Source organism: Mycobacterium sp. EPa45 (genome assembly GCF_001021385.1).
Taxonomy (GTDB): Bacteria; Actinomycetota; Actinomycetes; order Mycobacteriales; family Mycobacteriaceae; genus Mycobacterium.
On record NZ_CP011773.1, the window covers coordinates 1,034,568 to 1,046,774 of the forward strand.

The following is a 12,207-nucleotide window of genomic DNA, read 5'->3' on the forward strand; positions in this document are numbered from 1 at the left end:
GTTTGTCGCGTGATAGCGACCAATCCGGCGTCGATTCCAGGCCAAACTGCGAGTATTCACCGAGATGCCGACAACGCCGCGTCGCGCGTGGGCGGCCGTAACACCCGATTCCTTGCAGGGCTTCGTGAAGGCGACCTCAGCGGCGATCACTGACACGGGTTGCTGCCCGCGCCCGAACAGTTCGCCGACAGCGGCTCGATGAGGGAAAGGGCGTCAGCCGCGTTGGAGGCCCTCGACCGCCGTTCACACCCTCAACGCGTGTCTTTCGCCGGTTTATGCGGTTTGGGCGGGTTGGGATAGCGGATATCGCCGCCCCAGCCGACCTCCCAACCTTCGGTGCTGTCGAAATACTCGGCGTAGGCAATGGGCAACTCGCCAGTTCGTTCGACGAGCTGCACTAGACCGGCGTACCACGCGACGTACGCGGGGTCGTCAGCTGTGGGCACGATCCTGGGCAGCGCGCTGAGAATGATGTCGGCGACTACCTCGGGACTTGTCGTGACGGTGACCTCGCTACCCGCAAACTCGGTGAGACTGCCCGTTGTATAAGTGACGGCGGCCTCGTAATCGCTCACGCTTCTGCCGCCACCGGGGTCCGTGTTGTCGACGGTGGCGATGGTCACCCGCCAGTACACGCCCGACGGACTCATCCCCGGCAGAACGCGGATCCTGTCGTAGCCGCGCTCGTGAAGTGTCCGCACTCCTTGGAGGATGCGAGTTGGGGTCGATAACGCGATGTGGTTGCCGACTGCTTCGTGAGTGGTCGAGTCGAAAGCTATGAACCTCACTTCTGCGACGTCGGTCTCGGCGTCGGCGACAGATTGAATCGCTGTGGCGATAGCGTCACGGCGTGGCCAACCATATGAGCCCGTGCTGATCAGGGGAAATGCGACGCTTCGCGCACCGAGCTCGTCTGCAACCTGAAGAGCTCGGCGGTAACAAGACTTAAGAAGCGATCGATCACGTTGGCCTACGGCATAATTCGGACCCACGGTGTGGATCACCCACCGGGCCGGCAAGTTTCCCGCTCTCGTCCACCCTGCGTCGCCGGTGGGCAAACCGTTCGGAAAACGCTCGATGCAGTCCCGGAGGATTGCCGGACCACCTGCACGATGGATCGCGCCGTCGACGCCGCCGCCCCCTCGCATGGCGGTGTTCGCAGCATTGACTATCGCATCGACGTTTTGCTTGGTGATATCGCCGAGGACTGCGGTGATGGCGCGCACGGCATCAGTGTGCACTGGAGTACTGACGAGCGGAGCCACCAAGGGTCGCCAGCCAGTCGATCACCGACCCACCTCCCAGGACTGGGCGTTCCAGCGATCGATGAGGTCCTCGACTCCTGGCTCGACGCCACGGTAGCCGACAATTCGAACATCCAGACCGGGATCCTTGACGACACCGAGCGCCCGCTCGATCGCGTGGTCGATCCAGCTGCCGTCGTTCCCGAACACCCCGCCGCCGACGCGCGTCAGCAACACGACGTTCGACCCACCCGCCCCAGCCTGCTCCGCCGCGGCACGCAAAGTCGCCTCGTAGGTTGCCTCGAGAACCAACCGCGCGAACAACTCCCACTGCCGGGGCGCCAACCGCGAATACCCAAGCGGCAGCGCCGAACAGAACGCCTGCGACACCAGCCGGCGCTCCGGTCCCTCGACATCGGTGACTTCCACGTTGCGGTGAAGACCGATCGCCAATCGTCCGCGCAGCGAATCCCACACGTCCGTAGAAACGTCCGCCAGAGCACGGTTGATCGCCGTCAGACCCTCCGCGGTGCAGAGGGCGTATCCGTTCCGCATTTCCCACAGCGCGTCCACCGGTAGCCCGGTCATTTCTGACAATGCCGATCCCAGATTCTCCAATGTGTTCACCTGGCGGCGGGCAGTCTGGCCGACCCCGCCGTCTACCGGGACGAAGTAGTTGCGATAGATCGTCGCTGCACCAGCGGCGATTGCACACGCTGGCCCTTGGGTGGGATCTGAGGCGTAGCGTGTGACGCCCGCCTCGGGCGTCACGTTCTCCGAGGTCATCTCCAACAGGTTGAACTGCGACGCCACCTGGAACAACGCGCCCTCGAAGCGAGGATCAGTGTGCAACGCCCGCGCGTCACCGACAAGAGCGCTGACCGAGGTGCGTTGTCCCCTCGATGGATTCGCTCGCTCCCGCAACTCGGCGAGCGTGGGCATCGTCAACGAACCGATTCCATAACGCTTGCCGTTCACGCTTGACACCAACTCGTCGCCCTCGACGCTCAGCCGGCGCTGAGTGGACTCGTAACCGTCCTCGACAAAGCCGGTGAGGCGTTCAAACCAGTTCATCATCGTCCTCCCCGCGCCCACTATTTAGCGCAACAATCGCACTAAACCAGATTTAGCGCAAGATGCGCGCTTAATGCTAGGTTCTCCACCATGGCTGAGCGCCCGGTGCACAACTATCCGCGACCGACGGTCGCCGTCGACACCGCATTGTTGACGTGGGACCCGGATCAAGGCCTGCTCGTGGTAGAGATGGCGCGCGACGACATCGGGAAGTGGGCATTGCCCGGCGCGTTTCTGCGTAAAGGCGAGACGCTGGCCGAAGCGGTCGAGCGCTGCCTGCGGGACAAGCTCGGCGTGCAGAGGATGCGCCCCCGTCAGCTTCATGTATTCGACGATCCGGACCGCGACGATCGCGATTGGGTGCTGTCCGTCGCCCACGTCGCCGTGGTGCGGCCCGACCAACTCGTCGACCTGGGCTCGGGCTCGGCGCACCAGACCCGTCTGGCCCCCGTCGACCGTCCGGGTGAGCTGGCGTGGGACCACCCCGAAATCATCCGCCTGGCCAAGAACGACATCCGCGCACGCTACGAAGCAGACCCGGACCCAGAGCGTCTGCTCGGCAACAGGTTCACCCTGCGGGATCTCCGCCAGGTGCACGAGGCCGTCGCCGGCAGGAAACTCCAGCGCGACAAGTTCCGTCGCACGATGGAGCCGCGCCTTGCCGGCACCGGAACCCTCGAGCAGAACACCGGAACACGAGGACGCCCGGCCGAGCTGTTCCGTCGGAAGCGGTGACCCCAACTACCTCGTGCGACGCACACCACATAAGCTCACTTATTGACACCCGTCAAGTCCTGTCTGAGCGAGGATGCATGAGCAGTTCGATCGTCGATGACGCCGCCAAGGTTCTGGCCGAGCCCCGTGCCTACGCGGAGGAGGCCCGCCTCCACCGGGCCCTAGCTCACCTGCGTGAACACGCCCCGGTGTCCTACGTCGAGGTGCCCGACTATCGGCCATTCTGGGCGATCACCAAGCACGCCGACGTGATGGCGATCGAACGCGACAACGAGCTGTGGATCAACGCCCCCCGCCCGATGCTGCAGACCGCCGCCACCGACGATTTGTCGGCGGCCAACCTCGCCGCCGGCGGTGGCCTGCGCACGCTGATTCACATGGATGACCCGCTGCATCGCGACATCCGCAAGATCGGCGCCGACTGGTTCCGGCCCAAGGCCATGCGCGCACTGAAGACCCGTGTCGACGAGCTGGCCAAGATCTACGTCGACAAGATGGTCGCCAACGGCCCCGAGTGCGACTTCGTCCAAGAGGTCGCGGTCAACTTCCCGCTGTACGTCATCCTGTCGCTGCTCGGTCTGCCGGAATCCGACTTCGGCCGCATGCTCAAGCTCACCCAGGAGTTGTTCGGCGGTGACGACGACGAGATGAGTCGCGGCAAGGACCCGGAGGAGTTGCACGCGGTCATCCTCGACTTCTTCCAGTACTTCACCGCGCTGACCGCCGAGCGCCGCGCCCATCCCACCGAAGACCTCGCCTCGGCGATCGCCAACGCCAAGCTCGACGGCGAATTCCTCAACGACATCGATTGCCTGTCCTACTACGTGATCGTCGCCAGCGCCGGCCACGACACCACCAGCGCCGCGATCTCGGGTGGTCTGCTCGCACTTATCGAGCACCAAGATCAACTCGCTCGGCTCAAGGCACAGCCGGAGCTCATGGGCACCGCGGTCGAGGAGATCATCCGCTGGACCGCCCCGGTCAAGGAGTTCATGCGCACCGCCACCGCCGACACCGAAGTGCGCGGCATCCCGATCAGTGAGGGCGAATCGGTGCTGCTGTCCTACGTCTCGGCCAACCGGGACGAGGAAATCTTCGACCAGCCAGCCACATTCGACGTCGCGCGCGACCCGAACAAGCACCTGTCCTTCGGCTACGGCGTCCACTTCTGCCTCGGTGCCGCCCTGGCGCGCATGGAGATCAACAGCTTCTTCACCGAGCTACTGCCACGACTGGACTCCATCGAGTTGGCCGGCGAGCCAGAGTTCATCTCGACGATCTTCGTCGGCGGGCTCAAGCATCTGCCGATCCGGTACTCGCTGCGCTGACGTAATCGCCGTCGCCTCCGGTGGGTCCGACTACGCTGACACCACCACAACGGGAGGGCGACACATGCGACTGTTCATCACCGGAGTCGACGCCGACGGCAAGTCCTGCATCGTCAGCAGCGACGAGGTCGAAATCAACTCAGTCGCACCCGGTTTCGGCATCGCCATTCCGTACAACACCACCCAAAGCCCGCCGCCCGCGCGGCCGCAGGGCAACGCGGACCTCATCGACCAGTTCCTCGAGCCCGGCCACGTCCGCTGGATGGTCGTCGACCAAGGCGCCGACACCGAGACTCCCAAGCACCACACCGACACCCTCGACCTCGAACTTGTCCTGAGTGGAAGCGTCGACCTCATCCTCGACGACGGCGCGCACCGCATCGAAGCCGGCGACATGGTCGTCATGACCGGCGTCGACCACGCGTGGAAAGCCGGCCCCGACGGCTACCGCATGACTGCCGTCCTCATCGGCACCCCGCCGCCGGGTCAGAACTGATCAGGTGTCGGCCCGCCAAGTGACCTCGACGTCCTCGTCTTTCAGAGTCACCAGCGCTTGGGTCAGGCCGTCGTCGTCGGCGAACTCCACCTCATAGGCCGGCGGGAGCCCCGGTTTGTGGTAGACCATCACGACAGTGCCCTGAGCGCCGACAGCAAGGTCGTATTGCGGCAGTGGCCGCAGCAGTCGGACGCCGTCGTGTTCCTGTGGACTCATACCCCGCACTCTCTTCGCTTCATCAACACCCCGCCACCCGCATAACCCACGTTAGGTCGCCCGAACGCCTAGACAACGCAAGTTGTCACGCGAAAGAATTGCCTATGCGCATCTGGCCAGGTCTCGCGGCAGCACTGTCCGCGGCAGCACTGACGATCACGCCAATTGCCAACGCCGACAACCCCACTCCGTCGCTCCCACAGTTCATCCCGCACCAATCCGACTGGCAGCCCAACACCACCGTCTATCCCTACAACTTGTGGCACAACCGCGCGACCCCCGAGCAAGTCACCGCCATGCGGGACTCCTGCCAATGGTTCAACGCCCAATACGATCCGCTCATGAGCCAGGTCTTCGGCTTCCAACACTTCCTCGACAGCCAGCACGACAACTGGACAGCCCCCGGCATCCAGCAAGCCGCCACCACCATCGAAGCCAACCTCGACCAGTCCGCGGCCTTCCTCGAACCCCGCGCCCACACCCTCTTCATCGTCAACTACCCCGACCAGAGCGAGTATTCGCCTGTCTACAACGGGGATTCGATGTTCCACCTCTGGTACCAGCTCACCCAGATCAGCGACAACATGAAGCAGCAGCTGCCATCCGGTCAGCTCAACGCGCACATCGCCACCGCGAACGTCTACGGCAACACCATCCGCGACTCCGGAGTGTGCGCCGGCGCTTAACCCCCGGAACAGTCGTCCCGCCGTAACCTCGACCAATGGTGATCGGTGTCGTCGCGGCGCTGCTGGCGTGCCTCGGGTACGGGGTCTCCTCGGTGCTGCAGGCCTACGGGGCGCGCCGATCGGCAACCGCAGCCCGCGACCGCGGCGCGACCGGACACGTCACCGCGACCGGCGGCCCGACCCTCCTCTCGACCCTGCACGCCGCACTCACCGCAGCCTTCATCGTCGGGATCGTCCTGGATGTCGTCGGTTTCGTGGGAAGTGCGGTGTCGGCGCGGCTGATCCCGCTGTTCCTCTCCCAGACGATCATCAGCGCCAACCTGGTCGTCACCGCCGTGCTCGGTATCGCGGTCCTCGGCATCGGCTTGCGCACCCGCGACTGGATCGCCATCGCCGCGGTCATCGTCTCGCTGTTCGTGCTCGGCCTCGGCTCGGGGGAGCGCGGCGAGGTGAACCCCGACCGCCTCGTCCACTGGATTGTGCTGGCGGCGTCCGTGCTAATCCTGCTCGCCGGAATCGCCCTCACCCGTGTCCTCGGATCACGCAGCGCGATCATGGCCGGACTGATCGCCGGTGTGCTGTTCGGCATGCTCGCCATCGGTGTCCGGGTGCTCGACGGCCTCGAACCACTGCAACCTGGCGTCCTGCTCGCCGACCCCGCCGCGTGGACCGTCGCCATCGCCGGCATCGGCGGCTTCTACCTGCATACCGTTGCGCTGCAACTCGGTTCGGTGAACGGGGCCACCGCAGCCCTCGTCGTTGGTGAAACGGTGGTCCCCGGATTCATCGGTGTGGTGTTCCTCGGCGACAGCGCACGGCCCGGGCTGGGCTGGGTGGTGGCCCTCGGCTTTGTCGGCGCCGTCGCCGGCGCGGTAGCAGTCGCCGTCTTCGGTGCGGCAAGTCATCAGACGACGCAGGAGAACGAGCCCGCGAGCGTCGAACCTTAGGCCGGCGTAAAGCGAATTGCCGCCAGCTTGTTCACCTCGATCGCCTCACGGAACTCCTCCACAGAAGGAATCCGGTCGTCGCGGAACTGAAGCCCCATCATCCGCTGCGCCCGCTTCACCCCATACGACTCAGCGCATCGATGAAACAGCTCCGCCGTCGCATCCAGACCCTCGACCAGCTCGCCGCGGATAGACCGCTCAACACCGTCCACCAACACCGACGCCGCAGCCCCGCCGCGGAAGTTCACCTTCCACGGCGAGCCCACCAACGCATACAGATCGCCGTCGATCCGATGCGCAGAAACCGGCAGCACGAACTCCCGCCCTGTCTTACGCCCTTTGAACGAAAGCACCATGAATTGCTTACGCAGCCCGCCCGCGAGCGGGGTGCGCAACAGATACCGCATGAGCGGGTTGACCGCCCGCATGATCGCGTCCGGCGGAGGCGCCGGCGTGATCGCCGCTGTCTGATCTGCCACCCGACAACGGTACGACCGCAATCCGCATAACCGCAGCTCAATGCGCATATCCGCAACCGCCGGGTTGCACCTCGCCGCACGCAGCGGCTTTCATGGGGTCATGGATCGTCGCCAGATGCTCATGACCACAGGCCTAGGCCTCATGGTCGCCGCCACCAAGATCCCGCAGGCGAACGCCGCACCGACCACATCCGCCCCACTAGCCCCGGCCCCGCAGAACTACCTGTTCCACGACGAGTTCGACGGCCCGGCCGGCTCGGCCCCCGACCCGTCGAAGTGGACCACCGCGCTGGCCCGCGAATCGATGGAAGACCCCACCTTTTGGGAGCTGCCCCAGAACGTCGGCCAATACCGCGACGACCGCCGCAACGTCTACCTCGACGGCAACTCCAACCTCGTCTTCCACGCCGCCAAGGACGGGCCCACCTACTACAGCGGCAAGATCTTCGGGAAGTGGCAGGGCGGCATCGGCCACACTTGGGAAGCCCGCATGAAGATGGACTGCCTGACCCCCGGCTGCTGGCCCGCCTTCTACCTGTCCAACGAAAGCCCCGTCAACGGCGGCGAGGTCGACGTCATGGAGTGGTACGGCAACGGCAAGTGGGCGCCCGGCACGGCGGTGCACGCCAAGCTCAACGGCGGCGAACACGTCAGCCAAACCATCTCCGTCGACAGCGCCTGGCACACCTGGCGCGTGGTGTGGGACGACGCCGGTATGAGCTTCTCCAAGGACGGCGGTGCGCCCTACTTCAACGTGCCCGCCCGCTCACTGCCGGACTGGCAGTTCAACGACCCCGGCTACTCGATGATGCCGGTCTTCGACCTCGCGGTCGCCGGCTCCGGCGGCGGGGATCCGACGGGCGGCAGCTACCCGGCCAACATGCTGATCGATTACATCCGCGTCTGGTAACTCGCGCCGAGCGTGCGGGCTATCGGTGCGAATGCGCCGAAAATCGACAACAGCGCCCACTCTCGGCGGTCCAGCCCGGGTTGATGACAGGATCGGCCTACCTTCGCGCTATGGCGCAATCAGCTGCCCGGCGTCCGAAGCCGCCTGCAGCAGTTGGGAAATGGTCAGCGCGCCGTAACCCGTCTCCACGGGGCCCATCGGCAACCCCAGCCATGGCACCACCGTCGGATCCGGGTCGACGTCGAGGTTGTAAGCCTGCATGCCCGGCAGATGATGCTCAAAGAAATTACCCAACGTGTCGACCATGAAGATCAGATCGCCGATCGGGCCGTAGCCGTACAACGCCGACGCATTGAACAGCGGCGCAACGGCATTCGGGTCGCCGATCATCACGATCGGGCCGTAGTGCGGCTTGCTTCCGCCAGCGGGCTCATAGCTCGGCATGAACGGCTGCAGACCCGGGAGATCGGTAGCGAAGTACGCCGCCGGGTCACCATAGGTCTCGATGTTGACGAACCCGGAGTCGGCGCCGTTGCGCGCGACGATGGTGTTGATCCCGGGACTCTCGAAGCCGATGCCGTCCAAACCCGTCTGCTGCGCAACGTATTCGGCCTCCCAGCCGCCCAGTGAGTGGCCGGTGACAAAGATGTCAGAAGCGCTGTAACCCTGCAGCGCAGCGTCAGCCTGTACCCGTTGCGCGAAGGCCAGCGCGTCAACGAAAGCCTGCGGAGTGGTGTGGGTGTAGAGGACCTGCAGGTCGGTGATGATCTGCGAGATGGCGATCAGCGGATTGAACAATAGGTTCGTCCCGCCGGTGGTGCCCTGATAGGCGATGATGATCTGATTCTGCGGGGTCACCCAGACCTGCGCTCGCTCGCCCGACAGGATGTTGGTGGACGTGACCGGTACCCCGTTGACGGTGAACGGCTGTAACCCGCCCGGGACACCGCCCAGCACGTATTCCGCCGCGGCGGCGTTGAGGAATTGGGCGACGGTCGGAGTCAGTGCGGTCGTCGGGCCGGTGTAGGTCAGGGTGGGCGGTACCGGTTGCGTGGTCGGGGTCGCGTCCAGTCCCACCGCATGCTCGATTCTCCGGAACACCGCAAAAATCAGGTTGTCGAACGGCGCGAAGTCGAGCGGGCTTTGCGGGCCGCCGACTGCGGCGGTGAGGTCGAGGGACTGCAGCACGGTGTTGACGATGTGGCCGGGCAGTGCGATCAGCTTGGCGATCGGGGACAGCGGTGCCGGGGGAGTCGGGGTCGTCGGCGAGGTGACCGTCACCGCGAGCGCAGCGCTCGCCGTGGTCTTCCTCGCCGTGGTCGCCACGGCACGGGTGGACGTGGCCGACGCTTCCGTACCCGGTGCGGGCGCGCTGATCGGAACGGCGACCGCGGACGCACTCGCTGGCCTAGGCGAGTTACGCTGCGACGCAGTCGAATCCGGCCGGATCGTCGAGCGGCGGGCCGTCGCCAGGCCGCTGCCGCGATGACTGTCGTGACCGTCGGCCGCCTTCCCGGGGCCGCTCGCCTGCGACTGACTTGACGACGTCGTCGACGACCCGGCGTGGCCGGTATCGGCCCAGGCCGCAGCTTGTCCGCCGACAGTTCCGATGCCCAACCCGATGCCCACCGCGAACGTGGCCAGGCTGCAACGGGACGCTGTCCGCTTCCATTGGCTGGCGCGGCGCTGCGTTTGTACCGTCATCTATCCGACGATATGACAACGTGAGATGTCGGTGTCGATTTTCAGTGCCAAACTGCCGTGCCGAGGTCCGCGTCTAGTAACGAGCACCGAACGTGCGGGTTGTCGTTGACGGATCGACGTTCCACCACCGATACCTCACACGCTCGGTGTCAGAGTGGGCAGCCAGCAGCGCGCAGTTTGGCCGTAACTCGCTCAATGATCACCTGAGGACGCCTGAGCATGTCAGCGCTGACCCGAACCACCGCCCACCCCATCGATTCCAGGATGGCAATGCGGTCGATATCCCAGGACCGCTGTCGGCCGTCGGCCCAGTGTTGTACGCCGTCGTATTCGACTGCAACCTGCCATTTCCGCCAGCCCATGTCGACCCGGATCATTGCGTCGCCGTAGGCGTCGAAGAACTCGATCTGCGTCTCCGGTGCCGGAAGGCCCGCGCCGATCAACAGAAGGCGGAGCCGAGTCTCTTGCGGTGATTCGGCGCCGCCATCCGCCAGTTTCATTGCAGCCCTTAGCCGACGGACTCCTCGTACGCCATGACTCGCATCGGCGATGGCCAAGACGGCGTTGGGGTGTAGGCGGGTGGCCTTCATCAAGGCGTCGAGGATTGGGACGGCCGTGTCCAGTGGCAGGCTGCGTCCGATATCGAACGCGGTGCGCGGTGCAGTGGTGACACGCATACCTCGGCGCGTGCACACCTGGTCATCCGCGATCGCATACGACCGGGCCACGATGCCCTTCGGCGCATGGCGATCGGCGCGAATGATTTCCGCCGGCGCGGCGCCGTCCAACCATTTGGTGCCGTGGACCGCGGCCGCCGATATCCCGGCCAGGACGACGTCGGGGCCGGCGAACAACCACACGGCCTGCGCTCGTCGCAATGCCGTCAGCTTCACCTCATTGGCCAGGTACACGTTGCGGTACACGGCGCGATAGCGAGTGCGCAACTGGTAGTCGGTGACCTGTCCGGTACTTATCGCCGACGTCCCGAGGAACGGCTCGTCGTGCACGCCCCCACCTTGCGCGACTCGCCTGTCACGTGAATACACCCATCCCCAGCTGTGTCGAGAGTGGGGGACGTCGTTGAAGAGTCGCGCCGAAATCGACGGGAAACCCCACGCTCGACGCGTGAAGCGGTCCTAACGACGCTTAGCCGGCCGGCCCAGCAGCGTGATCTCCATCAGCCGCCGGATCGTCGCCACCGACTCCGGCCCTGAATCCCGCGCGAACAGCCGCCGGAAGTCCACCGTCAACGCGAACGCCGCACCTACTGCGTACCGCGCGGCACCGATCTTCATCTCCGGCCGCGCCGCCGTCACCAGGCGCGCCCACGCGTCCATCGTCGAACTCTCGATGGTCTCCAGCACCCGCAGGTCTGCGTCCGGCACATTGTGTCGCTCTGTGTAATACACGTACGGCAGGTCCGGCCACTCCATCACCCGGCCGATGTACTCGTCGACCACATCGTCGAGCGCTTCCTCCGGATCGGAGTTGCGCGACAACGCATCCGCGGTATCCGACGAATGCCGGTCTGCCGCCCGCCGATACGCCAATGCCAGAATGTCGGCCTTGCCGGGGAACGACCGATACAACCCCGACGCCTGGATGCCCACCGCCGAGGCGATGTCCTCCATGCTCGTGTTGCGATACCCGTTCTCGTAGAACAACCGCACCGACTCGTACAGCACATGCTCGTACATTCCGGCCTCGGGTCCAACATTGATCGGCTCCGTCCGAGGCGCCGCACGACGCCGCGAAGCCGGCAACTCAGCCGCCAGCACGTCGGCCGCCATCGACGTCAACACCAAGCGAATCTCGCCTGCCGCAAGCTGATTCGAGTGGTCAGTAATGCTCCCTATCACCGAAAGCACCGCCGACGACAGCGTCCACCGCTGCGACGACGTCAACTTCGGCCGCAGCTGCAGCAGCGGACGCTGCAACCGGTGGTTCACCACCCGCAGTTGTTCGGCCAGCAGCACCCGGTCCTCGTCGCGCAGATACCGTGCCTCCCAACGGTACAACCCACCCGCCGTCCGGTTCGCGATCGTCGCGTCGGCCAACGCCGCCGTCAACGCCCTCAGAGTCGAAGCCGGGTCCTCGTCGTCGCGCTGGTCGGCGAATGCGGTCGCATCGACCAGCAGCTGCCCCAGGCCCAGCACCGCATCGCGGAACAGGTCGTACTTGCTCGGCGAGTGCCGGTACAGCGCGGCGGGCGTGATGCCGACCCGCGCCGCGATGTCCTCCATGCTGACGGCGTGATAGCCCTGCGACCCGAACGCGTCGGCCGACGCACGCGCGATCTGCGCCTTGCGATCCTTCGGCCGCCGCCGAACAGCGGGTTCGCCCTCTGACACAGACTCCACGCTAGTCGCTCCTCGGCCGCACCACTGA

The 12,207-nt window shown here is 65.4% G+C and carries 12 protein-coding genes and 1 pseudogene; 6 read left to right on the top strand and 7 right to left on the bottom strand.

Annotated features, from left to right (window positions below):
- Nucleotides 1-728: 728 nt before the first annotated feature.
- Nucleotides 729-1,226, bottom strand: a pseudogene (locus AB431_RS31135) (O-acetyl-ADP-ribose deacetylase); the annotation flags it as partial.
- A gap of 60 nt (nt 1,227-1,286) precedes the next feature.
- Nucleotides 1,287-2,321, bottom strand: coding sequence for a hypothetical protein (locus AB431_RS04745; protein ID WP_200902696.1), 1,035 nt, complete (start codon nt 2,319-2,321; stop codon nt 1,287-1,289).
- An 87-nt stretch (nt 2,322-2,408) separates the two neighbouring features.
- Between AB431_RS04745 and AB431_RS04750 the strand changes: the two genes are divergently transcribed.
- From AB431_RS04750 to AB431_RS04760, 3 genes are all read left to right on the top strand, one after another.
- Nucleotides 2,409-3,053: an NUDIX domain-containing protein gene (locus AB431_RS04750; RefSeq protein ID WP_047328964.1), complete on the top strand. Its 645-nt coding sequence runs from the start codon at nt 2,409-2,411 to the stop codon at nt 3,051-3,053.
- Nucleotides 3,054-3,130: 77 nt separating this feature from the next.
- Complete coding sequence (locus AB431_RS04755) at nt 3,131-4,381, top strand: cytochrome P450 (RefSeq protein WP_047328965.1); 1,251 nt, start codon at nt 3,131-3,133, stop codon at nt 4,379-4,381.
- Between the two features lie 64 nt (nt 4,382-4,445).
- Complete coding sequence (locus tag AB431_RS04760) at nt 4,446-4,877, top strand: hypothetical protein (RefSeq protein WP_047328966.1); 432 nt, start codon at nt 4,446-4,448, stop codon at nt 4,875-4,877.
- Here AB431_RS04760 and AB431_RS04765 read toward each other — a convergent pair whose 3' ends face one another.
- On the bottom strand, nt 4,878-5,093 hold the full coding sequence (locus tag AB431_RS04765) for a DUF4926 domain-containing protein (protein WP_047328967.1): 216 nt from the start codon (nt 5,091-5,093) through the stop codon (nt 4,878-4,880). It abuts the gene before it with no gap.
- A gap of 104 nt (nt 5,094-5,197) precedes the next feature.
- Here AB431_RS04765 and AB431_RS04770 point away from each other — a divergent pair, with 104 nt between their 5' ends.
- The gene (locus AB431_RS04770; protein WP_047328968.1) at nt 5,198-5,779 is read left to right on the top strand and encodes a hypothetical protein; all 582 of its coding nucleotides are present in this window, start codon (nt 5,198-5,200) and stop codon (nt 5,777-5,779) included.
- A gap of 35 nt (nt 5,780-5,814) precedes the next feature.
- Nucleotides 5,815-6,726, top strand: coding sequence for a hypothetical protein (locus tag AB431_RS04775; protein ID WP_047328969.1), 912 nt, complete (start codon nt 5,815-5,817; stop codon nt 6,724-6,726).
- Here the strand turns inward: AB431_RS04775 and AB431_RS04780 are convergent.
- Entirely contained in the window at nt 6,723-7,205 is a 483-nt protein-coding gene (locus AB431_RS04780) for a hypothetical protein (protein WP_047328970.1), read from the bottom strand. The genes AB431_RS04775 and AB431_RS04780 overlap by 4 nt on opposite strands.
- Nucleotides 7,206-7,305: 100 nt before the next feature.
- Between AB431_RS04780 and AB431_RS04785 the strand changes: the two genes are divergently transcribed.
- Nucleotides 7,306-8,115 (top strand): family 16 glycosylhydrolase, encoded by an 810-nt coding sequence (locus AB431_RS04785; RefSeq protein WP_047328971.1) that lies wholly within the window; start codon nt 7,306-7,308, stop codon nt 8,113-8,115.
- 108 nt (nt 8,116-8,223) lie between these two features.
- Here the strand turns inward: AB431_RS04785 and AB431_RS04790 are convergent, their stop codons facing one another.
- From AB431_RS04790 to AB431_RS04800, 3 genes are all read right to left on the bottom strand, one after another.
- A complete protein-coding gene (locus tag AB431_RS04790) occupies nt 8,224-9,819 on the bottom strand; it encodes a hypothetical protein (protein ID WP_047328972.1) in 1,596 nt (531 codons plus the stop codon).
- Between the two features lie 149 nt (nt 9,820-9,968).
- Nucleotides 9,969-10,826: an endonuclease domain-containing protein gene (locus AB431_RS04795; RefSeq protein WP_047328973.1), complete on the bottom strand. Its 858-nt coding sequence runs from the start codon at nt 10,824-10,826 to the stop codon at nt 9,969-9,971.
- Nucleotides 10,827-10,955: 129 nt separating this feature from the next.
- A complete protein-coding gene (locus AB431_RS04800) occupies nt 10,956-12,179 on the bottom strand; it encodes a TetR/AcrR family transcriptional regulator (RefSeq protein WP_047328974.1) in 1,224 nt (407 codons plus the stop codon).
- Nucleotides 12,180-12,207 lie beyond the last annotated feature (28 nt).

What these genes read in the sequence shown, in the direction of transcription:
- AB431_RS04745 (WP_200902696.1), bottom strand. Translation starts at nt 2,321, where the DNA reads ATGATGAACTGGTTTGAACGCCTCACCGGCTTTGTCGAGGACGGTTAC.
- AB431_RS04750 (WP_047328964.1), top strand. Translation starts at nt 2,409, where the DNA reads ATGGCTGAGCGCCCGGTGCACAACTATCCGCGACCGACGGTCGCCGTC.
- AB431_RS04755 (WP_047328965.1), top strand. Translation starts at nt 3,131, where the DNA reads ATGAGCAGTTCGATCGTCGATGACGCCGCCAAGGTTCTGGCCGAGCCC.
- AB431_RS04760 (WP_047328966.1), top strand. Translation starts at nt 4,446, where the DNA reads ATGCGACTGTTCATCACCGGAGTCGACGCCGACGGCAAGTCCTGCATC.
- AB431_RS04765 (WP_047328967.1), bottom strand. Translation starts at nt 5,093, where the DNA reads ATGAGTCCACAGGAACACGACGGCGTCCGACTGCTGCGGCCACTGCCG.
- AB431_RS04770 (WP_047328968.1), top strand. Translation starts at nt 5,198, where the DNA reads ATGCGCATCTGGCCAGGTCTCGCGGCAGCACTGTCCGCGGCAGCACTG.
- AB431_RS04775 (WP_047328969.1), top strand. Translation starts at nt 5,815, where the DNA reads ATGGTGATCGGTGTCGTCGCGGCGCTGCTGGCGTGCCTCGGGTACGGG.
- AB431_RS04785 (WP_047328971.1), top strand. Translation starts at nt 7,306, where the DNA reads ATGGATCGTCGCCAGATGCTCATGACCACAGGCCTAGGCCTCATGGTC.
- AB431_RS04790 (WP_047328972.1), bottom strand. Translation starts at nt 9,819, where the DNA reads ATGACGGTACAAACGCAGCGCCGCGCCAGCCAATGGAAGCGGACAGCG.